Annotated in this window: 18 protein-coding genes; 5 read left to right on the top strand and 13 right to left on the bottom strand. The window is 59.6% G+C overall.

The window, feature by feature from the left end; genetic code table 11:
• Positions 1-40 precede the first annotated feature (40 nt).
• Complete coding sequence (locus RHP74_RS10490) at positions 41-1,288, bottom strand: TolC family protein (protein WP_311099271.1); 1,248 nt, start codon at positions 1,286-1,288, stop codon at positions 41-43.
• A 410-nt stretch (positions 1,289-1,698) separates the two neighbouring features.
• Here RHP74_RS10490 and RHP74_RS10485 point away from each other — a divergent pair, with 410 nt between their 5' ends.
• Together RHP74_RS10485 and RHP74_RS10480 are read left to right on the top strand one after the other, a co-directional pair.
• Positions 1,699-2,373, top strand: a complete 675-nt coding sequence (locus RHP74_RS10485; protein ID WP_010458829.1) for a heavy metal response regulator transcription factor — start codon at positions 1,699-1,701, stop codon at positions 2,371-2,373.
• Positions 2,370-3,779 carry a heavy metal sensor histidine kinase gene (locus RHP74_RS10480; protein WP_304875478.1) on the top strand — a complete coding sequence of 470 codons (1,410 nt, stop codon included), beginning with the start codon at positions 2,370-2,372 and terminating at the stop codon, positions 3,777-3,779. The genes RHP74_RS10485 and RHP74_RS10480 overlap by 4 nt, the downstream gene beginning before the upstream one ends.
• 126 nt (positions 3,780-3,905) lie before the next feature.
• Here RHP74_RS10480 and RHP74_RS10475 read toward each other — a convergent pair whose 3' ends face one another.
• Genes RHP74_RS10475 through RHP74_RS10450 form a run of 6 tightly spaced genes read right to left on the bottom strand, consistent with a single transcriptional unit; the run spans position 3,906 to position 9,843 of the window.
• Positions 3,906-5,648 (bottom strand): ABC transporter substrate-binding protein, encoded by a 1,743-nt coding sequence (locus RHP74_RS10475; protein ID WP_010458827.1) that lies wholly within the window; start codon positions 5,646-5,648, stop codon positions 3,906-3,908.
• A gap of 48 nt (positions 5,649-5,696) precedes the next feature.
• On the bottom strand, positions 5,697-5,969 hold the full coding sequence (locus tag RHP74_RS10470; RefSeq protein WP_010458826.1) for a DUF2160 domain-containing protein: 273 nt from the start codon (positions 5,967-5,969) through the stop codon (positions 5,697-5,699).
• A 10-nt stretch (positions 5,970-5,979) separates the two neighbouring features.
• Complete coding sequence (locus RHP74_RS10465; RefSeq protein ID WP_010458825.1) at positions 5,980-6,780, bottom strand: carbohydrate ABC transporter permease; 801 nt, start codon at positions 6,778-6,780, stop codon at positions 5,980-5,982.
• A gap of 8 nt (positions 6,781-6,788) precedes the next feature.
• Complete coding sequence (locus tag RHP74_RS10460; RefSeq protein WP_010458824.1) at positions 6,789-7,655, bottom strand: carbohydrate ABC transporter permease; 867 nt, start codon at positions 7,653-7,655, stop codon at positions 6,789-6,791.
• Positions 7,652-8,749 (bottom strand): ABC transporter ATP-binding protein, encoded by a 1,098-nt coding sequence (locus tag RHP74_RS10455; RefSeq protein WP_010458823.1) that lies wholly within the window; start codon positions 8,747-8,749, stop codon positions 7,652-7,654. The genes RHP74_RS10460 and RHP74_RS10455 overlap by 4 nt, the downstream gene beginning before the upstream one ends.
• On the bottom strand, positions 8,749-9,843 hold the full coding sequence (locus tag RHP74_RS10450; RefSeq protein WP_010458822.1) for an ABC transporter ATP-binding protein: 1,095 nt from the start codon (positions 9,841-9,843) through the stop codon (positions 8,749-8,751). The genes RHP74_RS10455 and RHP74_RS10450 overlap by 1 nt, the downstream gene beginning before the upstream one ends.
• Positions 9,844-10,218: 375 nt before the next feature.
• On the opposite strand from RHP74_RS10450, the gene RHP74_RS10445 reads away from it, so the two are divergent.
• A complete protein-coding gene (locus RHP74_RS10445) occupies positions 10,219-12,066 on the top strand; it encodes a sigma-54-dependent Fis family transcriptional regulator (protein WP_311099267.1) in 1,848 nt (615 codons plus the stop codon).
• Between the two features lie 215 nt (positions 12,067-12,281).
• Here RHP74_RS10445 and cysS read toward each other — a convergent pair whose 3' ends face one another.
• Both cysS and RHP74_RS10435 read right to left on the bottom strand, forming a co-directional pair.
• A complete protein-coding gene (cysS, locus tag RHP74_RS10440; RefSeq protein WP_010458820.1) occupies positions 12,282-13,664 on the bottom strand; it encodes a cysteine--tRNA ligase in 1,383 nt (460 codons plus the stop codon).
• Positions 13,665-13,679: 15 nt separating this feature from the next.
• The gene (locus tag RHP74_RS10435; protein ID WP_311099264.1) at positions 13,680-15,377 is read right to left on the bottom strand and encodes a glutamine--tRNA ligase/YqeY domain fusion protein; all 1,698 of its coding nucleotides are present in this window, start codon (positions 15,375-15,377) and stop codon (positions 13,680-13,682) included.
• A gap of 260 nt (positions 15,378-15,637) precedes the next feature.
• Between RHP74_RS10435 and RHP74_RS10430 the strand changes: the two genes are divergently transcribed.
• Positions 15,638-16,144, top strand: a complete 507-nt coding sequence (locus RHP74_RS10430; protein WP_145309581.1) for a peptidylprolyl isomerase — start codon at positions 15,638-15,640, stop codon at positions 16,142-16,144.
• A complete protein-coding gene (gene lpxH / locus RHP74_RS10425; protein WP_311099261.1) occupies positions 16,141-16,893 on the top strand; it encodes a UDP-2,3-diacylglucosamine diphosphatase in 753 nt (250 codons plus the stop codon). Before RHP74_RS10430 ends, lpxH begins: the two co-directional genes overlap by 4 nt.
• Before the next feature lie 1,577 nt (positions 16,894-18,470).
• On the opposite strand, the gene RHP74_RS10410 is transcribed toward lpxH, so the two are convergent.
• The 4 genes from RHP74_RS10410 to RHP74_RS10395 all read right to left on the bottom strand — a co-directional run bounded on the left by RHP74_RS10410 (position 18,471) and on the right by RHP74_RS10395 (position 23,350).
• Positions 18,471-20,000 (bottom strand): DHA2 family efflux MFS transporter permease subunit, encoded by a 1,530-nt coding sequence (locus tag RHP74_RS10410; protein WP_077749769.1) that lies wholly within the window; start codon positions 19,998-20,000, stop codon positions 18,471-18,473.
• A 192-nt stretch (positions 20,001-20,192) separates the two neighbouring features.
• The gene (locus tag RHP74_RS10405; protein ID WP_083377176.1) at positions 20,193-21,395 is read right to left on the bottom strand and encodes an efflux RND transporter periplasmic adaptor subunit; all 1,203 of its coding nucleotides are present in this window, start codon (positions 21,393-21,395) and stop codon (positions 20,193-20,195) included.
• Positions 21,396-21,410: 15 nt separating this feature from the next.
• Entirely contained in the window at positions 21,411-22,880 is a 1,470-nt protein-coding gene (locus tag RHP74_RS10400) for an efflux transporter outer membrane subunit (RefSeq protein ID WP_311099259.1), read from the bottom strand.
• Positions 22,877-23,350 carry a MarR family winged helix-turn-helix transcriptional regulator gene (locus tag RHP74_RS10395; RefSeq protein ID WP_033057114.1) on the bottom strand — a complete coding sequence of 158 codons (474 nt, stop codon included), beginning with the start codon at positions 23,348-23,350 and terminating at the stop codon, positions 22,877-22,879. Before RHP74_RS10395 ends, RHP74_RS10400 begins: the two co-directional genes overlap by 4 nt.
• Between the last annotated feature and the right edge of the window lie 143 nt (positions 23,351-23,493).

Below are 23,493 nucleotides of genomic sequence, written 5' to 3'. Positions count from 1 at the left end.
TCTGCGCCGTACCGTCGCGCAGTGATCAAAAGGGTGAAATTCAAGGGTTGACGACGAGGTCGCCGAAGATCCGTTCGATGCGCACGCGAGCGTCTGTCGCCTCGCTGACGGCCTGGATGTATTGGCTGCGGGCGCTGATCAGAGTGCGCTGGGCATCGAGCACGTCGAGAAAACCGAACTTGCCCATTTCGAAGCCGCGCGTGGCGCTCTCAACCGCATTTTGTGCGGCGGGCAGAATGGTCTGGTTGAACGCCTGGACTTCGCCGTTGGCGGTCTGCCACTGCTCAAGGGTGGTCTGGATTTCGGTGCGCAAGCGCAGTTCGGTGGCGTTGCGCAGATCCCGCGCCTGATCGGTGCGGCGTGCCGCCGCCAGCACGTTGCCCTGATTGCGGTTGAACAGGGGAATCGGCATCGACAGGCCGACGACGTTGACCCGCTCACGCCCGGTTTCGCTGTATTGGCTGCCGATGCTCACGGTCAGGTCGGGGATGCGCCGGGACTTTTCCAGCCCCAGCGACGCTTCGCGCTGGTTGATCTGGAGCTTGGCCAGGCGCAGCTCGGCGGTCTCGTCGAGACGCTCAAGCAAACGGGTCGGCGGCGGCACTGTCGGCAGGTTTTGCGTGGCGGTCTGTACGGTGGCCGAGGTCGGCAACGGTGCGCCCATGACCTGCGCCAGTAGTTGATAAGCGTTGGCTTGATCGCGCTCGGCGCGGCTCAGTTCCAGGCGTACTTCCGAGCGTTGCACATGCGCCCGCGTGCCTTCGACCGGCGACGACTTGCCCGCCTCGATTCGCCCCTTGGCCACGCGCAAGCCATCCTCGGCCAGTTGCAGCGACTGGCGGGACAGTTGCAGTCTTTGCTGCGCGGTTTGCGCACGGTTGAACGCCTGAATCACATCGGCGCGCAAGGCATTGCGCTTGCGCTCCAGTTCGATCCCGGCGGCATCCTGGGCGCGGCTGGCAACATCGATCCGCGCGCCGCGCTTGCCGCCCAGCTCAATCGGCTGGCTGAGCATCACGGTGGTAGTGCGCGAATCGCGGCGGGTGTCCTCGGCTTCCCACGACAATTCGGGATTGGGGATCAGTCCGGCCTGTTTGCGCTCACCCTCGGCGATGCCAATTTCCCATTGGGCCGCGGCCAGATCCGGGTTGCCGGCAAAGGCTGTTTGCAGGGCCTGATCCAGGGTCAGGGTCGATGCCCCCGCAAGGCTTGTACTGGCCAACAACAGAATGCCGCTGGCTGTTTTTTTCAGGCGTGACCGCGCCGTCAGGTGTGTTAAACCGGGCAATTGGAAGTCTTCCTTTATTCAAGAATCTTTGATGCCGCCACGGTAGGGTTTTGAACTTATCGACAAGGTGACAGGACCATTACAAATCCGTTATCCACGGTTGGCGGAAGTTGTTTTGTTCTAGGATGCGAAGTGCACTAGGGCTTTGTCGCAATGTATGGAAACAAATACTCGGCACTTATCTGCCGAGCAGCACTTGCTGGATGCAATACATGGCTATTGACGCATTCTTGCTGCGACAGGCTGTCGCAGACCGCCGATTTAAAGGCTTCAGACGTTGACCCTGTAGCCACTACAGTCTTTACCGTATCCGCCATTCAGTGATCGAAACTCATTCGGACCCTCTACAAAAACAACAACTTCCCGCTCAACTTAATTAAATATCCCTTAAATAAAAGTGGTGAAAGATCATGCGAATCCTTGTCGTCGAGGACGAGCTTAAAACTGCCGAATACTTGCATCAGGGTTTGACCGAAAGTGGTTATATCGTTGACCACGCGGCCACCGGCGCGGATGGATTGCATCTGGCGCAACAGCAGGCCTATGACCTGATTATTCTCGACGTGAATCTGCCGGAACTGGACGGCTGGGACGTACTGGAACAACTGCGCCGCACTCACTCCACCCGGGTGATGATGCTCACGGCGCGCGGGCGTCTGGCGGACAAGATTCGTGGCCTCGATCTGGGCGCGGATGATTATCTGGTCAAGCCGTTCGAGTTTCCCGAACTTCTCGCACGGGTGCGCACCCTGATGCGCCGCAGCGAGAACATCCCGCTGCCACAGGTACTGAAAGTCGCCGATCTGGAACTCGACCCCTGCCGTCATCGTGCATTTCGTGGCAAGCAACGCATCGACCTGACCACCAAGGAGTTCGCCCTGCTGCATCTGTTGATGCGCCAGTCCGGCGAGGTGCTGACACGCACGCAGATCATTTCGCTGGTGTGGGACATGAACTTCGACTGCGACACCAACGTGGTCGAAGTGTCGATCAGGCGTTTGCGGGCAAAGATCGATGACCCGTTCGACAACAAGTTGATCCACACCCTGCGCGGTGTCGGTTACGTGCTGGAGTCGCGGGAATGAAGCCGGCCAGCCTGTCGATGCGGCTGGGGCTGACGGTCAGTATTCTCGGCGCGCTGCTGGTGGTGTCCCTGGCGATCCTGGCGTATTTCGCACTGACCCATGAGCTGAACGCGTTATCCAGGGACAGTCTGGAGAAGAAGATGGAGCAGGTCGAACACAGCCTGTCGCTGTACACCGACACCGGCGAAATCAGTGCGAAACCGCACATTCTGCTCGATCAAGTCATGGGCCATGACAACCTCACGCTAACGATTTACGACCGCAGCAACCTGCGCACGCAACTGCTCAAATCCGGCACCGGCTTGGCCGATCCACGACTTGAATTGAAGGTGGTGCGCGCCGTCAGCGACGAGTTGGCCTACGCCACCAGCACTGACGCCGAGGGGGCGAAATTCCTCACGGCGTCCAGGCTGATCAGCCTCAAGGACGGCACCCGTGTCCCGGTGCTGTTGTCGATGGACAACGCCCACAATGAGGCCTTGCTCAGCGCCTACCTGCGCTCGACCCTGATTGCCTTGCCGTTGCTGCTGATCTTTATCGGACTGAGTGCCTGGGGTGCGGTGCAGCGTGGTCTGGCGCCGATGCGCGAGTTTCGCAAAGTGGCGGCGATGGTCTCGACTCAGGATCTGGATCATCGGCTGTCGGTGGTGAATATGCCCCAGGAGCTGAGTGAGTTGGCGCAGGGCATCAACTTCATGCTGCATCGCCTCGATACCGGTGTGCAGCAGCTGTCACAGTTTTCCGATGATCTGGCGCATGAGCTGCGCACGCCGATCAACAATTTGATGGGCAAGGCGCAGGTGACGTTGTCTCGCGAACGCAGCGTGGATGAGTACAAGGATGTGCTGGTGTGCTGCACTGAAGAACTGGAGCGCGTGGCGCGGATCGTCTCGGACATGCTGTTTCTGGCACAGGTCAGTCACCCGTCGGCACTCGTGCCGTTCGAGTCGGTTGCCCTGGAAGAAGAAGCCTGGAAAGTCGCCGAGATGTTCTTCCTGTCGGCGCAGGACAAGCAGATCCATTTGAACGTGGTCGGCCGTGCGCGGGTGATGGGTGACCGGTTGATGATTCAACGGGCGATCTCGAATTTGCTGTCCAACGCGCTACGCCACTGCCCGGTCGGGAAAACCGTGACGCTGCTGATTGAGCGCGGCGCGACCCAGGTTTCGTTGCTGGTCAGCAACCCGGGCGCGGGGATTGAGGCACAGCATCTGCCGCACCTGTTTGATCGGTTCTACCGAGTCGATAGCAGCCGCTCGCGCTCACAGGGCAGCACCGGGCTGGGGTTGGCGATAGTGCGGTCGATCATGAGCCTTCATCAGGGCGTGGCCGAGGTGAAGAGCTTGCCGGGTGCGATGACGGTGTTTCGGTTGGGATTTCCTGCGGTTGACGGGGTGGAGCGCTGAGCCGGTCACACAGGCTGTGAACACCGCAGCTCATTGTGGGCGTGAGCCTGCTCGCGATGGCAATGGATCAGACGCTAAAGAAAACGGCACCTCTCGGTGCCGTTCTGCTTCACACGATCGAGCTATTTATTTACGCGCCGCCTCCCACGATTTCAGCAGTTCGGCATAACTCACGGTTTCACCCTTGGGCTTCTCGTTCGCCAGTTTCGGCTTCGGTGCACCCGGCTGATCGAACCAGTACTGAGCATCGCGCTCAGGGTTCATTTTCGGTGCGCAGGTGGCTTGAGCCTTCGAGCGTTCCAGACGCGCCATGATCGCGTCCTGATCCTTGGCCAGGCCATCCAGCGCCTGTTGCGGAGTCTTCTCGCCGCTGGCCGCTTCCGCGATGTGGCTCCACCACAGTTGAGCCAGACGTGGATAGTCCGGCACGTTGGTCCCGGTCGGGGTCCATTGCACGCGGGCCGGGCTGCGATAGAACTCGACCAGACCGCCGAGTTTCGGTGCCAGGTCGGTCATGGCTTGCGAGTTGATGTCCGACTCGCGAATCGGCGTCAGGCCGATAATGGTTTTCTTCAGCGACACGGTTTTCGACGTGACGAATTGCGCATAAAGCCAGGCCGCCAGTTTCTGCTTCTCAGGCGTGGACTTCATGAACGTCCACGAACCCACGTCCTGATAACCGAGCTTCATGCCCTCTTCCCAGTACGGTCCGCGTGGCGATGGCGCCATGCGCCATTTCGGCGTGCCGTCGGCGTTCATCACCGGCAGGCCCGGTTTGGTCATGTCAGCGGTGAACGCGGTGTACCAGAAGATCTGTTGGGCGATGTTGCCTTGGGACGGCACCGGGCCGGATTCGGAGAAGGTCATGCCCGCTGCTTCCGGTGGCGCGTAGGCCTTGAGCCAGTCGACGTATTTCTGCGTCGCGTAGACCGCCGCCGGGCCGTTGGTGTCGCCACCACGGGTCACGCTGGATCCGACCGGGTGGCAATCCTCGACGCGGATGCCCCACTCGTCCACCGGCAAGCCATTGGGAATGCCTTTGTCGCCGGCACCGGCCATGGAGAACCAGGCATCGGTAAAGCGCCAGCCGAGGGACGGGTCTTTCTTGCCGTAGTCCATGTGACCGTAGACGCGCTTGCCGTCGATTTCCTTGACGTCTTCGCTGAAGAACTTGGCGATGTCTTCATAAGCCGACCAGTTCACCGGCACGCCCAGTTCATAACCGTATTTTTCTTTGAATTTCGCTTTCAAATCCGCCCGCTCGAACCAGTCGGCGCGAAACCAGTACAGGTTGGCGAACTGTTGGTCAGGCAATTGATAGATCTTGCCGTCCGGTGCAGTGGTGAACGAGATACCGATGAAGTCCTTGAGGTCCAGGGTCGGCGAGGTGAAGTTCTTGCCTTCGTTGGCCATCAGGTCGGTGATCGATTCGGTCTTGCCGTAGCGAAAGTGCGTACCGATCAGGTCCGAGTCGTTGACCCAACCGTCATAGATGTTTTTGTCCGACTGCATCTGGGTTTGCAGCTTTTCCACCACGTCGCCTTCTTGCAGCAAGTCGTGGGTCAGCTTGATCCCGGTGATTTCGGTGAAGGCCTTGGCCAGGGTTTTGGATTCATATTCGTGGGTCGCGATGGTTTCCGAAACCACCTTGATGCTCATCCCGCGAAACGGCTCGGCGGCCTTGATGAACCACTTCAGCTCTTCGAGCTGCTGCTCTGGCGTAAGGGTGGACGGCTTGAACTCGCTGCCAATCCATTTCTTCGCGGCGTCTTCGTAGGCATCGGCCCAGGCCGAAGCGCTCAGACCGCTGAGTGCCAGCATGGCTGCCAATGAAATGCTATGTCGCAGCTTATTGTTTTTGTCGAACATAGAGACCTCCTGTTTGGTTTTCGGAGCAACATTGCCGATCGATTTCGACTAGCCCCAACGCATCACAGCCAACAGCCACACCAGGGACAACGCGAACGCAACCCAGATGCTCCAGTCGGTGACGCCGATTACCAGCAAATGCAGGTAGGCGCTGCCGAGAAGACCGATAAACAGCCGATCGCCACGGGTGGTGGCAATCGGCAAGAAACCACGCCGAGGGACACTCGGCGAACGTAATTCCCAGGTCGTCATGCCCGTCAGAATCAGGCCAATGACAATGAAGAATGCCGCAGTGGGGACCGTCCAGCTCATCCATTCCATCATCAGCTCCTCAGACCCGGCCCAGGGCAAAGCCCTTGGCCACGTGGTTGCGAACAAACCAGATCACCAGCATGCCCGGCAGAATGGTCAACACCCCCGCCGCTGCCAGCACGCCCCAGTCGATGCCCGAAGCCGAGACCGTGCGGGTCATCACCGCCGCGATCGGTTTGGCATTCACCGATGTCAGCGTTCGCGCCAGCAGCAGTTCGACCCAGGAAAACATAAAGCAGAAGAACGCCGTGACGCCGATCCCGGAACCAATCAGCGGGACGAAAATCTTCACGAAGAACTTGGGGAAACTGTAGCCGTCAATGTAGGCGGTCTCGTCGATTTCTTTCGGAACGCCGGACATGAAGCCTTCCAGAATCCAGACCGCCAACGGCACGTTGAACAGGCAATGAGCCAGCGCCACGGCGATGTGCGTGTCGAACAGACCAATCGAGGAATACAGCTGGAAGAACGGCAACAGGAACACCGCCGGCGGCGCCATGCGGTTGGTCAGCAGCCAGAAAAACAGGTGCTTGTCACCGAGAAAGCGGTAGCGCGAGAACGCGTAAGCCGCTGGCAACGCCACGCTCAGGGAAATGATCGTGTTCAGGCTCACGTAGTACAGCGAGTTGAGGTAGCCGTTGTACCAACTCGGATCGGTGAAGATCACCTTGTAGTTGGCGAAGGTGAAATCCTGGGGAAACAGCGTCAGACCGCCGAGGATTTCAGTGTTGCTCTTGAAAGACATGTTCAGCAGCCAGTAGATCGGCACCAGCAGGAACAGGATGTAGATCAGCAACGGAATAAGCTTTCTCTTGCTCATGGCAGACCTCAGCGGTTGGCGTCAGAGTGAGTCATGGCGGTGTAGAACAGCCAGGACACCAACAGGATGATCAGGAAGTACACCAGCGAGAAAGCCGCCGCCGGGCCGAGGTCGAATTGCCCTACGGCCATCTGGGTCAACGTCTGACTCAGGAAGGTCGTGGCATTCCCCGGACCACCGCCCGTGAGGACGAAGGGCTCGGTATAGATCATGAAACTGTCCATGAACCGCAGCATCACGGCGATCAACAGCACGCTCTTGAGCTTGGGCAACTGGATATGTCGGAAAACTGCCCAGGCCGAGGCCCGATCAATCCGCGCCGCCTGGTAGTACACGTCCGGAATGGCCCGCAAACCGGAAAAGCACAACAGCGCCACCAGCGAAGTCCAGTGCCAGACGTCCATCACCAGCACCGTGACCCAGGCGTCCATGGTGTTCGCCGCATAGTTGTAGTTGATGCCCATGGCCTTGAGGCTGGCACCGAGCAGACCGATGTCGGCCCGACCGAAAATCTGCCAGATGGTGCCGACCACGTTCCACGGAATCAGCAGCGGAATCGCCAGAATGATCAGCACCAGCGATGACCAGCGGCCCTTGGTCGGCATGGTCAGGGCGATGGCGATGCCCAACGGGATTTCGATCAGCAGCACGCAGCCGGAATAGATGAATTGCCGCAGCAGCGAGTCGTGCAGGCGCGGATCAAGCAGCACCTGTTTGTACCAGTCGGCACCGACGAAATAGCGACTGGACTGGTCGAAGATGTCCTGCACCGAGTAGTTGACCACGGTCATCATCGGGATCACCGCACTGAACGCCACCAGCAGAAACACCGGCAGGACCAGCCACCAGGCCTTGTTGTTCTGCACCTTGTTCATGGCTGCACCTCCAGAAGGAAATCGTCCGCATAGACCATCAACCACTGCGCCGGGAAGCTGATCCAGGCCGTGCCCTCCGGTACCGGTTTGTCTTCGGCCAGGCGCACTTTCAACGGCGCGCCGTCGAGGTTCAGGGTCATGATCTTGTAGGTGCCGAGGTCTTCGACGTGCACGACTTGTGCCTGCATCGCGTCATCGAACGGCTCATCCCACACGTGCACGAACTCCGGACGGATGCCGACCTTCAGGGTTTTCCACTCGGACTCGGCGATCCGTTTCTGTTGTGCGTCGGATAAAGGCAGATGCGTCGAAGCAAAACCGACGCCGCCCGGTTGTGGCTGCACCTCGATCAGGTTCATCCCCGGGCTGCCAATGAAATAGCCGACAAAGGTGTGGGTCGGCCGCTCGAACAATTCGCGCGGGGTGCCGAACTGCACGATCTGGCCGCCGTACATCACCGCGATCTTGTCGGCGAAGGTCGACGCTTCGAGTTGATCGTGGGTGACGTAGACCATGGTGATGTTGAACTGTTCGTGGATCTGCTTGAGCTTGCGCCGCAGCTTCCACTTCAGGTGCGGGTCAATCACCGTCAGCGGTTCATCAAAGAGGATGGCCGAAACGTCGTCGCGGACCAGTCCACGGCCCATCGAGACTTTCTGTTTTTCGTCGGCGGTGAGGTTGCGCGCCTTTTTGCTCAACAGCGCCTGGAGGTCAAGGACCTCGGCAATTTCCTGCACCTTGCTGTGAATTTTCGCCTCGGCCATGCCCTGATTGCGCAGGGGGAAGGCCAGGTTGTCGAACACCGTCATGGTGTCGTAGACCACCGGAAACTGGAAAACCTGGGCGATGTTGCGCTTCTCGGGGGTCAAGTCGTTGACCACTTTGCTGTCGAACAGCACTTGGCCCTGGGACGGGCTGAGCAACCCGGAAATGATGTTGAGCAGCGTCGACTTGCCGCAGCCCGAAGGCCCGAGCAAGGCATAAGCACCGCCCTGTTCCCAGACGTGGTCCATCTCGCGGATCGCGTAATCCTCGGGGCCGGTCGGCGTGCTGGTGTAGCTGTGGGCGAGGTTCTGCAAACGGATTTCGGCCATCAGGCAACCCTCGCGATGCGGCGACCGGGCGCCTGGACCAGCCGCCCCTGCGCATCGAATACAAACAGTTTATGGGTCGGGATATAGATGCGGATCGGCGCATCGACGTCGTATTCGTGGACGCCGGGCAAGTGCAGCACCAGCAGGAAATGCTCGTTGCGCACGTGCAGGAAGGTTTCCGAACCGCTGATCTCGGCGACCTCGACGGTCACCGCGAGTTCGAGGTCATCGTCGTTGCTCGGCACCAGTGAGATATGGCTTGGGCGCACGCCAAAACGGAACTCGCCCTCGCCCACCGGGCGCAAATCGACGTTCAACGGGAAGTGCACAAAATTGGCGAAGCTCACTTCGTTACCGGCAATCCGTCCCGGCATCAGGTTGATCGGCGGCTCGGAGAACAATTCGGCAGCCAGCACGGTTTTTGGCTGGTGATAGACCTCGGAGGATTTACCGCTCTGGACCACCCGGCCTTCGTGAAGAATGGTGGTGGTGCCGCCAAGGGCCAGTGCTTCGTTGGGTTCGGTGGTGGCGTAGATGGCGATGGTGTGCCGGGCCTTGAACAGCTCGCGCATTTCCTGGCGCAGTTCTTCGCGCAACTTGTAGTCGAGGTTCACCAGCGGCTCGTCGAACAGAATCAGCTCGGCATCCTTGACCAACGCCCGGGCCATCGCGGTGCGCTGCTGTTGGCCGCCAGAAAGCTCCAGCGGATAGCGCTTGAGGAATTTCTCGATGCGCAGCATCTTCGCGGTTTCCAGCACTTTGCTCTGGATCAACTCGTTGGAGACACCGCCCTGGCGCAATGGCGAAGCGATGTTGTCGAAGACGGTCATGGTCGGGTAGTTGATGAACTGCTGATAGACCATCGACACGTTGCGCAAACGCACAGGGCGTTGTGTGACATCGACACCGTTCATCAGGATCCGGCCGCTGTCGGGCTTGTCCAGGCCCGCCATCAGGCGCATCAGACTGGTCTTGCCGGACAGCGTGCGCCCGAGCAAAACGTTGAAGGATCCGGGTTCGAAACTCAGGCACGCATCGTCGATCCAGGTCTGGCCCTCGACGGTACGGCTGACGTGCTCCAGGGTTAATGACATGGCTCGGCCTTTTTATTATTTGGAGTCAAGCGACCCAGGCTGTAGAGCGAGTTTCATGCCAGAAAATGCAAGCTATTGATCTGCTTTGAAAATGTTTGAAGTGATGGCAAATCAACGTTCGTTGCTGAACAGAAATGAACAACGGCGACTGAACAATTGAACAATCCAGCCGTTGACAATGAACAATAGTGAACAACACTCTACGGATGCTTTTTGCCTTCTCGCGAGCAAAAACCTGTGGGAGCGAGCCTGCTCACGATAGCGGTGGATCAGTCGACATCAGTATTGACTGACCCACCGCTATCGCGAGCAGGCTCGCTCCCACAAGGGAATACCTATAACAACAATAAAAGCGTTATTCAGAGGCTGACTGTCATGGCCGCACCTGCCCCCGTTTTGTCCCACGACACCATCATCCAGGACTCCTGGTCCCGTTGCCGCGCGTTCGGCCTCAATCATCAAAGCGCACCGGCGTTCGATCAGTTGCCTGCCGATGGCATTGCCCAGTTGCTGGAAAGCCAGCATTCGCTGGTGCAGACCACGCACCAGGAAGTCCTGCCGTATTACGAAAACATTCTGAGCAATTCCAACTGCCTGATCATGCTCGCCGACAATCAGGGCCAGGTGCTGACCTCCTGGGGCACCCAGCGCTTCATCGAGCCGAGCCTGACCCGCGGCTTTAGCGCCGGGGCCAGCTGGATGGAGCGTTGCAGCGGCACCAACGCCATCGGCACCGCCCTCGCCTGCGAGCAGGCCGTGCATATCGAACACGATGAGCACTTCCTGAAAGCCAACCGCTTCATGACCGGTTCCGCCGCGCCGATTTTCGATGCCGAGCGCAAGGTAATCGCGGTGCTGGACGTGTCCAGCGACAGCTACCTGCCGCCGTCCCACACCCTTGGCATGGTCAAGATGATGAGCCAGACCGTGGAAAACCGGCTGATCCTCAACCTCTTTCACGGCCAGCATTTTCAACTGACGTTCAACACAGGGCTGAACAACCTCGACAGCCAATGGGCCGGTTTGCTGATTTTCGATGAAACCGGCCAGGTGCTGTCGGCTAACCGCCGGGCTGACAATCTGCTGGGTATCAGCCTGTCACGGGTCAGTGTCGAGAGCCTGTTCAAGGTGTCGTTGCTGGAACTGCTGAACCAGCCGGAAGGCCTGCCTTTTGCGTTGCAAGCCTCCGGGCGCAACCGTTTTCAATGCCTGTTGAAGCGGCCGAAACAGGTGTCGATTCAAGCTCGACTGTTTTCTGAGGCCAAGAGCGCGGAACCGGCCGCGACCGTGCCCGCCGCAATCAGCCTCAGCACCTTGCATTTCGGCGACAGTCGCGTGGAAAAAGCCGTGCGTCAGGCCGAGCGTTTGCTGGAAAAAGATATTCCGCTATTGATCCACGGTGAAACCGGGGTCGGCAAGGAGGTCTTCGTCAAAGCGCTGCATCAGGCCAGTTCGCGAAGCAAACAACCGTTCATTGCCGTCAACTGTGCAGCGATCCCCGCCGAACTGGTGGAGTCCGAGCTGTTTGGCTACGAGAAAGGCGCGTTCACCGGCGCCAATCAGAAAGGCAGCATCGGACTGATCCGCAAGGCTGACAAAGGCACCCTGTTCCTTGATGAAATCGGTGACATGCCATTGCCGACACAAGCTCGCCTTCTAAGGGTCTTGCAGGAACGGTGCGTGCAACCGGTGGGCAGCAGCGAGTTGTTCCCGGTGGACATCCGCATCATTTCCGCGACCAACCGTTCGTTGCGCGAGCAAGTGCAGCTCAGGCGGTTTCGCGAGGACCTTTATTACCGAATCGGCGGTTTGACCCTGGAATTGCCGCCGTTACGGGAACGCACCGACAAACAGGCGCTGTTCAAGCGCTTGTGGGAACAGCATCGCGAGCCATCGCAGTGGGCCGGGTTGAGCCGTGAGGTGATGGAGTTGTTCGGCCGTCATCCGTGGCCGGGGAATTTAAGGCAGGTCAGCAGCGTGATGCAGGTGGCGCTGGCCATGGCCGAAGAACAGCCGGTGCGGCCGGAGCATTTGCCGGATGATTTTTTTGTCGATCTGGAGATGGAGCCGGTGGATTCGCCGGAACCGCTGGCAGTGGATTTGAATGATGCCGAGGATTTGAACCGCTTGTTGCAGGCGGCTGGGGGGAATATTTCGCACCTTGCCCGGCGTCTTGGCGTTAGCCGCAATACTCTTTACAAGCGGTTGCGCCAGGCTGATTGACGAGTGAGCACTCGTGGCTGGGGCCGGCTGGAGACCCTTCGCGGGCAAGCCTCGCTCCTACAGGGGCGCGTCGCTCGCCAAATTTGTGTACGACGCGACCTTGTAGGAGCGAGGCTTGCCCGCTAAGGCGCCAGATCAAACACCACATAACCTCGCGGACTGACAAAAACAAAAACCCGCACAAGGCGGGTTTTGTTTTGCGGCATTCGAAGCAGTCAGTCAGCCAACCGCCAGGTCGTGCCGCCCTTTCCGTCTTCCAGCACCACGCCCATCGCGGTCAACTGGTCGCGGATACGGTCGGATTCGGCCCAGTCCTTGTTGGCACGGGCAGTCAAACGCGCCTGAATCAGCGCATCAACCTCAGCCGCATCCACGCGCCCTTCAGCGCCGGCCTGCAAGAAGTCATCGGCCTCAAGCTGCAGCACGCCCAGCACGCTGGCCAGTTCCTTCAAGCGCGCCGCCAAACCTGCCGCCGCATTGAGATCGCTCTCGCGCAGACGGTTGATCTCGCGAACCATCTCGAACAGCACCGCGCAGGCTTCCGGCGTGCCGAAGTCGTCGTTCATCACCTGGGTGAAACGCTCGACGAAGGCTTCGCCGCCAGCCGGCGCCACGCTCGGCAGGCCTTTCAACGCATGGTAGAAACGCTCGAGGGCACCTTTGGCGTCCTTGAGGTTGTCTTCCGAATAGTTGATCGCGCTGCGGTAGTGGCTGGACACCAGCAGGTAACGCACGACTTCCGGGTGGTACTTTTCCAACACGTCGCGAATGGTGAAGAAGTTGTTCAAGGACTTGGACATCTTCTCGCCATTGATGCGAATCATGCCGCAATGCATCCACGCGTTGGCGTAGGTCTTGCCGGTGGCCGCTTCGCTCTGGGCGATTTCGTTTTCGTGGTGCGGGAACTCGAGGTCGCTGCCGCCGCCATGAATGTCGAAGGTCTCGCCGAGGCAGCAGGTCGACATCACCGAGCACTCGATGTGCCAGCCCGGACGCCCGTCGCCCCACGGCGAAGGCCAGCTAGGCTCGCCCGGCTTGGCGCCTTTCCACAGCACGAAGTCCAGCGGGTCCTGCTTGGACTCGTCGACTTCGATCCGCGCGCCGATGCGCAAGTCTTCGATTTTCTTGCGCGACAGCTTGCCGTAGCCCATGAACTTGGCGACGCGGTAGTACACGTCGCCGTTGCCCGGTGCGTAGGCGTAACCCTTGTCGATCAGGGTCTGGATCATGGTCTGCATGCCAGCGATGTGATCGGTGGCCCGCGGCTCCATGTCCGGCTTGAGGATATTGAGGCGCGCCTCGTCCTCGTGCATCGCGGTGATCATGCGTTCGGTCAGCACGTCGAACGGTTCGCCGTTCTCCTTGGCCCGATTAATGATCTTGTCTTCAATGTCGGTGATGTTGCGCACATACGTCAGGTTATAACCGCTGAACCGCAACCAGCGGGTCACCAGGTCGAACGCGACCATGCTGCGGCCATGGCCAATGTGGCAGTAGTCGTACACGGTCATCCCGCAGACGTACATGCGCACATTGTTGCCATCCAGCGGCTTGAAGACTTCTTTGCTCTTGGTGAGCGTGTTGTAGATCGTAAGCACTTTAGTTTCCTTGAATCACTGGCCCCACGAATCACGCAAGGTCACGGTACGGTTGAATACCGGAGCACCTGGTTTCGAGTCCTTGATATCCGCGCAGAAGTAACCTTCGCGCTCGAACTGGAAACGGTCTTCCGGCAGTGCATTGCCCAGCGAGGGTTCAGCACGACAACCGGTGAGGACTTGCAGCGAGTCAGGGTTGATGTTGTCCAGGAAACTGGCGCTGTCTTCGGCCTTCTCAGGGTTCGCAGAGCGGAACAGGCGATCGTACAGACGCACTTCGCACTCGACGCTGGCCGCGGCCGGCACCCAGTGCACCACGCCTTTGACCTTGCGGCCTTCAGGGTTCTTGCCCAATGTTTCCGGGTCGTAGGAGCAACGCAGTTCGACGATGTTGCCGTCGGCGTCCTTGATCGCTTCGTCGGCACGGATCACGTAGCTGCCGCGCAGACGCACTTCGCCGTTCGGCTCCAGGCGCTTGTAGCCTTTCGGCGGCTCTTCCATGAAGTCTTCACGGTCGATGTAGATCTCACGGGCGAACGGCAGGACGCGCATGCCCATGTCTTCTTTCGGGTGGCACGGCAGTTCGAGGTTCTCGACCTGGCCTTCCGGGTAGTTGGTGATCACGACTTTCAGCGGACGCAACACGCACATGGCGCGCGGGGCGCTGTGGTCGAGGTCGTCACGGATGCTGAATTCGAGCATGCCGAAGTCGACCACGCCGTCGGAACGGTTGGTGCCGACCATTTCGCAGAAGTTGCGGATCGATTTCGGCGTGTAGCCACGGCGACGGAAGCCCGACAGCGTGGACATGCGCGGATCGTCCCAACCGAAGACGTGCTTTTCATCGACCAGTTGCTTGAGCTTGCGCTTGCTGGTGATGGTGTAGTTCAGGTTCAGACGGCTGAACTCGTACTGGCGCGGTTTTGCCGGGACCGGCAGGTTCTCGAGGAACCACTCGTACAGCGGACGGTGGCTTTCGAACTCCAGGGTGCAGATCGAGTGAGTGATGCCTTCGATGGCGTCCGACTGACCGTGGGTGAAGTCATAGTTCGGGTAGATGCACCACTTGTCGCCGGTCTGGTGGTGATGGGCGTGACGGATGCGGTACATGATCGGGTCGCGCAGGTTCATGTTCGGCGAGGCCATGTCGATCTTGGCCCGTAGCACGCGTGCGCCGTCCGGGAATTCGCCGGCACGCATGCGGGCGAACCAGTCGAGGTTTTCTTCCACGGAGCGATCACGGAACGGGCTGTTCTTGCCCGGTTCGGTCAGGGTGCCGCGGTATTCCTTGGCCTGTTCAGGGCTCAGATCGTCGACGTAGGCCTTGCCGGCCTTGATCAGCTCGACGGCCCAGTCGTGCAACTGGTCGAAATACTGCGAGGCATAGCGCACTTCGCCGGACCATTCAAAGCCCAGCCATTTGACGTCGCTTTCGATCGCGTCGATGTATTCCTGGTCTTCCTTGGCCGGGTTGGTATCGTCGAAACGCAGGTGCGTGACGCCGCCAAATTCCTGGGCCAGGCCGAAGTTCACGCAAATCGACTTGGCGTGACCGATGTGCAGGTAGCCGTTGGGCTCAGGCGGGAAACGGGTGACGATCTGCGTGTGCTTACCCGAGTCCAGGTCCGCCTGGATGATCGGGCGCAGGAAATTGACCGGCACGGCAGGGCCGGTCTTGGAATTCGAGGTAGGGTCGACAGTGGGCTTGCTCATAGGATCCTTGAACGTACAAGTGCGCGGCCAGTTGGCCAAATCAAAGCGGCTGTTAAAACAAAGGGGCTTATCATAGCCGATGCCGTCAAGTCGCTGACAGAGCAGGCCCGAAAACGGGTGCATTTAATCGGATGCAAATGAAAAACAGCCTCGAAATTCGCGCCCGGCACGCTAAACTGCGCTCCTTGGCCGACATTGGCCGGACCGGTTGAGGGCTTAAATGCCCCGAAACCCACGAATTCATTGAATGAGTAGTAATCATGACCCAAGTCAAACTGACCACCAACCATGGCGACATCGTCCTGGAACTGAACGCTGAAAAGGCACCGCTGACCGTTGCCAACTTCATCGAGTACGTCAAAGCCGGTCACTACGAAAACACCGTTTTCCACCGCGTCATCGGTAACTTCATGATCCAGGGCGGCGGTTTCGAGCCAGGCATGAAAGAAAAGAAAGACAAGCGCCCAAGCATCCAGAACGAAGCCGACAACGGCCTGCCGAACGACAAGTACACCGTCGCCATGGCCCGCACCATGGAGCCGCATTCGGCATCCGCCCAGTTCTTCATCAACGTGGCTGACAACAGCTTCCTGAACCACAGCGCCAAGACCACTCAGGGCTGGGGCTACGCAGTATTCGCCAAAGTCGTTGAAGGCACCGACGTTGTCGACAAGATCAAAGGTGTTTCCACCACCATGAAATCCGGCCACCAGGACGTGCCAGCAGAAGACGTGATCATCGAGAAAGCCGAGATCATCGAAGCGTGATACTGCTGATTTCAGACTTGCATCTGGAAGAGGAGCGCCCGGACATCACCCGGGCGTTTCTGGATTTGCTCGCCGGACGCGCCCGCTCGGCGAGTGCGTTGTACATTCTGGGCGACTTTTTCGAGGCGTGGATTGGCGACGATGCCATGACGCCGTTCCAGCGTTCCATCTGCCAGGCCCTGCGCACCCTTAGCGACAGCGGCACGGCCATATTTCTGATGCACGGCAATCGCGACTTCATGCTCGGCCAGGCCTTCTGCAAACAGGCCGGCTGCACGTTGCTGAAGGACCCGAGTGTCGTGCAGTTCAACGGCGAGCCGGTGCTTTTGATGCACGGCGACAGCCTCTGCACCCGCGACGAAGCTTATATGAAGCTGCGTCGCTACCTGCGCAACCCGATCACCCTGTTCATCCTGCGGCACCTGCCGTTGCGCACGCGGCATAAACTGGCGCGCAAACTGCGCAGTGAAAGCCGGGCCCAGACGCGGATGAAGGCCAATGACATCGTCGATGTCACGCCGGACGAAGTGCCGCGGATCATGCAGAAATTTGGCGTAAAAACCTTGATCCATGGGCACACCCATCGCCCGGCCATCCACAAGTTGCAGATTGGCGAGCAAGCGGCCAAGCGCATTGTGCTGGGGGATTGGGACCGTCAGGGCTGGGCGTTGCAAGTGGATGAGCAAGGGTTTGCCCTCGCCCCCTTCGACTTCGCCCCGCCACCACAACTCGCAGCCCCCACGAACTAAAAGGCCACCACAGACCCCATTGTGGGAGCGAGCCTGCTCGCGATGGCGGTGTGTCAGTTGAGATAGATGTTGACTGACAGGACGCTTTCGCGAGCAGGCTCGCTCCCACATTTTTGATCTTCATGAGACGCAAATTATGTGTCGCCGACAATACCCGGTGGGAGTGAGCCTGCTCGCGAAGGCGGATTCACATTCAACACTTTTATTGACTGACACACTGCTATCGCGAGCAGGCTCGCTCCCACATTTTTGATCTTCATGAGACGCAAATCCTGTGTCGCTGACAATACCCTGTGGGAGTGAGCCTGCTCGCGATGGCGGTGTGTCAGTTGAGATAGATGTTGACTGACAGGACGCTTTCGCGAGCAGGCTCGCTCCCACATTTTTGATCTTCATGAGACGCAAATTATGTGTCGCCGACAATACCCTGTGGGAGCGAGCCTGCTCGCGAAGGCGGTGGGTCAGTTGAGATAGATGTTGACTGACAGGACGCTATCGCGAGCAGGCTCGCTCCCACATTTTTGATCTTCATGAGATGCAAATTCTGTGTCGCCGACAATACCCGGTGGGAGTGAGCCTGCTCGCGATGGCGGTGTGTCAGTTGAGATAGATGTTGACTGACAGGACGCTTTCGCGAGCAGGCTCGCTCCCACATTTTTGATCTTCATGAGACGCAAATCCTGTGTCGCCGACAATACCCTGTGGGAGTGAGCCTGCTCGCGATGGCGGTGTGTCAGTTGAGATAGATGTTGACTGACAGGACGCTTTCGCGAGCAGGCTCGCTCCCACATTTTTGATCTTCATGAGACGCAAATCCTGTGTCACCGAAAATACCCTGTGGGAGTGAGCCCGCTCGCGATGGCGGTGTGTCAGTTGAGATAGATGTTGACTGACAGGACGCTATCGCGAGCGGGCTCGCTCCTACATTTTTGATCTTCACCTGCTCGCGAAGGCGGTGTGTCAGTTGAGATAGATGTTGACTGACAGGACGCTTTCGCGAGCAGGCTCGCTCCCACATTTTTGATCTTCATGAGACGCAAATTATGTGTCGCCGACAATACCCGGTGGGAGTGAGCCTGCTCGCGATGGCGGTGTGTCAGTTGAGATAGATGTTGACTGACAGGACGCTTTCGCGAGCAGGCTCGCTCCCACATTTTTGATCTTCATGAGACGCAAATTCTGTGTCGCCGACAATACCCTGTGGGAGTGAGCCTGCTCGCGAAGGCGGTGTGTCAGTTGAGATAGATGTTGACTGACAGGACGCTATCGCGAGCAGGCTCGCTCCCACATTTTTGATCTTCATGAGACGCAAATCCTGTGTCGCCGAAAAATGCCCTGTGGGAGTGAGCCTGCTCGCGAAGGCGGTGGGTCAGTTGAGATAGATGTTGACTGACAGGACGCTTTCGCGAGCAGGCTCGCTCCCACATTTTTGATCTTCATGAGACGCAAATCCTGTGTCGCCGACAATACCCTGTGGGAGTGAGCCTGCTCGCGATGGCGGTGTGTCAGTTGAGATAGATGTTGACTGACAGGACGCTTTCGCGAGCAGGCTCGCTCCTACAGGGTTTGTGTTTGGCTTAGTGGCCGGAGGCCGCCGGCCCCGCTTTCGCCGCAAACGGCGGTTTTGCCAGCCACACAATCACGATCAAGCCCATGAATGCCCAACCCAGCAACGTGAAGTAATCCACGGTGGAGAGCATGTACGCCTGACTGGTCAGCACATGATCCAGCTGCGCATACGCCGGGTTGCTCGGCCCGCCCAGGGCATTCAGTGCCTCGCGGGTCGCCGGCTCATAAGTGCTGATGCTTTCGCTCATATAGGCATGATGCTGATCCGCCCGACGAATCCAGATCCACGTGGTCAGCGACGCCGCAAAACTGCCGCCCAAGGTCCGCAGGAACGTTGCCAGGCCCGCGCCATCGGCGATCTGGCTCGGTGGCAAGTCGGACATCAGAATGCTCAAGGTCGGCATGAAGAACAGCGCCACGCCAATGCCCATGAACAATTGCACCAGCGCGATGTGCTGGAAGTCCACTTCGTTGGTAAACCCGGCGCGCATGAAGCAGCTCAGGCCAATCGCCAGGAACGCCAGTCCGGCCAGCAGCCGCAGGTCGAACTTGTGCGCGTACTTGCCGACAAACGGTGACATCAGCACCGGCAGAATCCCGATTGGCGCCACCGCCAGCCCCGCCCACGTTGCCGTGTAGCCCATCTGGGTTTGCAGCCATTGCGGCAGGATCAGGTTGATGCCAAAGAACCCGGCGTAACCCAGCACCAACACGATGGTGCCGATTCGGAAGTTGCGATACGCAAACAGCCGCAGATTGACCACCGGGTGCTTGTCGGTCATTTCCCAGATCACGAACACCGCCAGCGCGACCACTGAAATCGCCGCACCGATGAGGATGAAGTTCGACTCGAACCAATCGAGGTCATTGCCCTTGTCGAGGATCACCTGCAACGCCCCGACGCCGATGATCAAGGTGATCAGCCCGACGTAGTCCATCGGCTGGCGGCTGGTTTCCACCGGACGCGCCTTGAGTTGCTGGCGCACCACCATCACCGCGAAAATGCCGATTGGCACGTTGATAAAGAAGATCCACGGCCAGCTGTAACTGTCGGTGATCCAGCCGCCGAGGATAGGACCGGCAATCGGCGCCACCACCGTGACCATCGCCAGCAATGCCAGGGCCATGCCGCGCCTGGCCGGCGGATAGACCGCGATCAGCAGCGTCTGGGTCATCGGGTACAACGGACCGGCGACCAGGCCTTGCAACACCCGGAAGCCAATCAGCTCGGGCATCGAGGTCGAGATACCGCAGAGAAACGAGGCCAGCACAAACAGAATCGTCGCCCAGAGAAACAGCTTCACTTCACCGAACCGGCGGCTGAGCCAGCCGGTCAGCGGCAGCGCAATCGCATTGCTCACCGCAAACGAAGTGATCACCCAGGTGCCCTGCTCCGAACTCACGCCCAGGTTGCCGGAAATCGTCGGCAGCGCCACGTTGGCGATGGTGGTGTCGAGCACCTGCATGAAAGTCGCCAGCGACAGGCCGATGGTGCTGAGCAGCAGGCTGGGCGGCGTGAAAGACGCGTTATTGCTCATCGTGAATCCCTTGAAGCTGGGCAGGCGCGGCGCCTTTCAAAGGGCGCCGCTGACCTTGTGGGAGCGAGCTTTTGTGGCGAGGGAGCTTGCTCCCGCTCGGCTGCGAAGCAGTCGCAGAGCTTTTGGGGCCGCTTCGCGACCCAGCGGGAGCAAGCTCCCTCGCCACAAAAGCTCGCTCCCACAGGGGAGGTATCAGCGCTGGACGGTTTTACTGGCCGCCGCGCTGTTGTCGTGGATCAACTGAGTGATCATCGCGTCGGCCTCGGCCAACTGACGGTCGTAGACGTTGGTGCTGAAGGACGCCTTTTGCGGCGGCTGTTGCGCCAGCACCGGGCCGCTCTGATCGCGCAGGTTCACATCGACCTGAGTCGACAGGCCGACCCGCAATGGATGCTTGGCCAGTTCTTCGGCGTTGATGTGAATCCGCACCGGCACCCGCTGCACGATCTTGATCCAGTTACCGGTGGCGTTCTGCGCCGGCAGCAAGGCAAACGCGCTGCCGGTACCGGCGCCGAGGCTGTCGATGGTGCCGCTGAACTTCACGTCGCTGCCGTAGAGGTCAGCTTCGATATCCACCGGTTGGCCGATGCGCATGTCACGCAGCTGGGTTTCCTTGAAGTTGGCGTCGATCCACAGCTGATCCAGCGGAATGACCGCCATCAGCGCCGTGCCCGGCTGGACGCGCTGGCCCAGTTGTACCGAGCGTTTGGCCACGTACCCGGTGACCGGCGCGATCAAGGTGCTGCGCGAATTGTTCAAGTAGGCCTGACGCAATTGCGCGGCCGCCGCCATCACGTCCGGGTGCGACGAGACCACGGTGTCATCCACCAAGGCGCTGGTGGTTTTCAGTTGCTGTCTGGCGTTGGCCAGGGCGTTTTGCGCCGAGGTCAGGTCGTCGCGAGCGTGGGATAGCTCTTCCTGGGAAATCGCCCCGCCAGCGGCGAGGTTTTTCCGGCGATTGAAGTTGTCCTGAGCCTTCTGCACTTCCGCCTGCTGGGCGTTGACCTGGGCTTTCATGCCGTCGACGTTGCTGTACAAACCGCGCACCTGACGCACGGTGCGCGCCAGGTTGGCCTGGGCACTTTGCAGACCGACCTGGGCGTCGTTCGGGTCGAAATTGATCAGCACCTGCCCTTCATGGACCAGGTCGCCATCATCCGCGCCGATACTGACCACAGTGCCGGTGACCAGCGGGGTGATTTCCACCACGTTACCGTTCACATAGGCGTCGTCGGTGCTTTCGTTCCAGCGCCCGTAGAATTCGTGATAACCCCAGACGGCGACACCGGCGAGGATCACCACGATCGCGAGCACCACCAGCATGACTTTGCGTTTGCGCGGGTTGCTGGTGTCAGGAGTGTTGTCAGGGGTTTGTGTGTGTTCTGCAGTGGCCATGACCAATACCTTGAATTAATTGTGCTGCGTGGCTGGGAGTGCGTTGGCTGCGGTCAGGGTTTCGCCCTGGAAGCCGCCGCCCAGCGCCTGCATCAGTTGGATCGACAGGTCGATCTGCTCGGCATTCAGGTTGGCCAGCTGGCGCTGGGCCTGGAGCAATTGCTGCTCAATGCTGAGCACGTCCAGGTAGTTTCCGATGCCGGAACCGTACCGCTGGACCACGGTGTTGTAAGAATCCTGGGCAATGTCGGTGGCGTGTTGCTGCGCCCCGATCTGCCGGCCGATGTCGCGCAACTGGTTGATGGTGTCACTGACATCACCCAAGGCTTTCACCAGGCTTTTGTTGTACTGCGCCACCGCGAGGTCGTAATCGGCGTCGCGGGAATCGAGGTCGGCACGCAAGCGGCCGCCGTCGAAAATCGGCACGGAGACAGTCGGCGCAACGTTAAAGAAACGGCTGGCCGAACCAAACATCGCATCCCCCAGCAACGACTCGGCACCGGCCGCGGCGCTCAGGTTGAGGTTGGGGTAGAACTGGGTCTTGCCGGCGGCGATGTTCTTGCTCGCGGCCTCGACCCGCCAGCGCGCGGCGACCAGGTCTGGACGACGACCGAGCAGCTCGGCCGGCAACACCGACGGCAACGCCACGGCGCTGGCTTGCAGGATCTTCGGCCGGGCGATTTCATTGCCGCGATCCGGGCCTTTGCCGAGCAGCACGGCCAAGGCGATTTTTGCGCTTTGCAGGCGTTTTTCGGCGTCGATCAGGCTCGCTTCGGAGCTGGCTTCCAGGCTTTCGGTTTGCTGGAACTGGTATTGGCTGTCGATCCCCGAGCTCAGGCGGCGCTGGCTCAGTTCAAGCATTTGTTTGGTGCGCTTGAGGTCTTCATTGGCCAGGTCATAGACGATGTGCGCCTGCCCCAGGTCGCTATAGGCTCGGGCGACGTCGGCGGACAAGGTCAGCTGCGCGGCCTGCTGATCGACTTCCGCCGCACGGGCCTCGCCCAATGCAGCTTCCCAGGCATCCCGCTGACCGCCCCAGAGGTCGAAGTTGTAATTGAAACTGGCGCCGATGTTGCGCACGGTGGAATACGTACCGCCCTGCCCGCTCGGGTCTTGATCCCGAGCCAGGCGCGAACGGCTGACTCCGGCGCTGGCATCGAGGGTCGGCATCCGCGCGGCATCGGCGGCATACGCGGAGGCGCTGGCCTGATGGGCGCGGGCGTCGGCGATCTGCATGTCGGGGCTGTCGTGCAGGGCTTCGCGGATCAGGCCATCGAGCTGCGGATCACCGAGGCTTTTCCACCAGTCGCTTTTCGGCCAGGCCGCGGGCGACAGAGTCACGCCGCTGAGGGATTGCCCGGCCTTGAGGTTTTTCGCATCAAGGCTGACGCCTTCGGTGTTCAGGCCGCTGTAACTGGCGCAACCGGCCAGTGTCATGGCCGCCAGCACCAGGCTCATCCCGGCACGCAGCGTTTTACTGCTCATTTGTCACCTACCCGCAGCAAGGTGATCGAGTCACCGGCTGCCACAAGGATTTTCTTGAGGATCTGCTCCAGGGTTTTCAGTTCTTCCGGGGTGATCGCGCCGGCCAGTTCATTCATGGCGTCGGCGCCGATCTCCGGCAGACGGTCGGTCAATTGCTGGCCTTGCTCGGTGAGCACCAGTTGCACCTGACGGCGATCCGCTTCGGAACGTTGGCGGGCGAGAAAACCTTTCTGTTCCAGACGATCGAGCATGCGAGTCATCGAACCGCTGTCCAGCGACAGGTGACGGCACAGCTCTGCCGGGGTATCGACGCCGAACTGGGCCATGATGATCAGCACTTTGAACTGCGCGGCGGTGATGCCGTGGGGCTCCATGTGCGTGTCGATGATCCGGTCCTTGAGCAGCGCAGCGCGCCCGAGCAGGAGGCCGAGATGGCACGTGTGGAATTCGTCTGGGGTGAAGTGTTTCATCTGGCCACCAATTAGCTGCCTAGGCAGAGAATGTATGACGAGATGTTACTGCCTAGGCAGCGAATGTCAACGTAATAGTTAGGAAGCTTTCTATTTAGTCGATAAATGGCTTACGACAAAAGTTGCTTCGGATCGATGACCGC

Origin of the sequence: Pseudomonas sp. SG20052 (assembly GCF_031766055.1) — a bacterium.
Lineage (GTDB): Bacteria > Pseudomonadota > Gammaproteobacteria > Pseudomonadales > Pseudomonadaceae > Aquipseudomonas > Aquipseudomonas mandelii.
Note: the sequence above shows the minus strand (reverse complement) of the source record. Positions and strands in the feature narration are given on the sequence as shown.

What these genes read in the sequence shown, in the direction of transcription:
- RHP74_RS10485 (WP_010458829.1), top strand. Translation starts at nt 1,699, where the DNA reads ATGCGAATCCTTGTCGTCGAGGACGAGCTTAAAACTGCCGAATACTTG.
- RHP74_RS10480 (WP_304875478.1), top strand. Translation starts at nt 2,370, where the DNA reads ATGAAGCCGGCCAGCCTGTCGATGCGGCTGGGGCTGACGGTCAGTATT.
- RHP74_RS10475 (WP_010458827.1), bottom strand. Translation starts at nt 5,648, where the DNA reads ATGTTCGACAAAAACAATAAGCTGCGACATAGCATTTCATTGGCAGCC.
- RHP74_RS10470 (WP_010458826.1), bottom strand. Translation starts at nt 5,969, where the DNA reads ATGGAATGGATGAGCTGGACGGTCCCCACTGCGGCATTCTTCATTGTC.
- RHP74_RS10465 (WP_010458825.1), bottom strand. Translation starts at nt 6,780, where the DNA reads ATGAGCAAGAGAAAGCTTATTCCGTTGCTGATCTACATCCTGTTCCTG.
- RHP74_RS10460 (WP_010458824.1), bottom strand. Translation starts at nt 7,655, where the DNA reads ATGAACAAGGTGCAGAACAACAAGGCCTGGTGGCTGGTCCTGCCGGTG.
- RHP74_RS10455 (WP_010458823.1), bottom strand. Translation starts at nt 8,749, where the DNA reads ATGGCCGAAATCCGTTTGCAGAACCTCGCCCACAGCTACACCAGCACG.
- RHP74_RS10450 (WP_010458822.1), bottom strand. Translation starts at nt 9,843, where the DNA reads ATGTCATTAACCCTGGAGCACGTCAGCCGTACCGTCGAGGGCCAGACC.
- RHP74_RS10445 (WP_311099267.1), top strand. Translation starts at nt 10,219, where the DNA reads ATGGCCGCACCTGCCCCCGTTTTGTCCCACGACACCATCATCCAGGAC.
- RHP74_RS10435 (WP_311099264.1), bottom strand. Translation starts at nt 15,377, where the DNA reads ATGAGCAAGCCCACTGTCGACCCTACCTCGAATTCCAAGACCGGCCCT.
- RHP74_RS10430 (WP_145309581.1), top strand. Translation starts at nt 15,638, where the DNA reads ATGACCCAAGTCAAACTGACCACCAACCATGGCGACATCGTCCTGGAA.
- RHP74_RS10410 (WP_077749769.1), bottom strand. Translation starts at nt 20,000, where the DNA reads ATGAGCAATAACGCGTCTTTCACGCCGCCCAGCCTGCTGCTCAGCACC.
- RHP74_RS10405 (WP_083377176.1), bottom strand. Translation starts at nt 21,395, where the DNA reads ATGGCCACTGCAGAACACACACAAACCCCTGACAACACTCCTGACACC.
- RHP74_RS10400 (WP_311099259.1), bottom strand. Translation starts at nt 22,880, where the DNA reads ATGAGCAGTAAAACGCTGCGTGCCGGGATGAGCCTGGTGCTGGCGGCC.
- RHP74_RS10395 (WP_033057114.1), bottom strand. Translation starts at nt 23,350, where the DNA reads ATGAAACACTTCACCCCAGACGAATTCCACACGTGCCATCTCGGCCTC.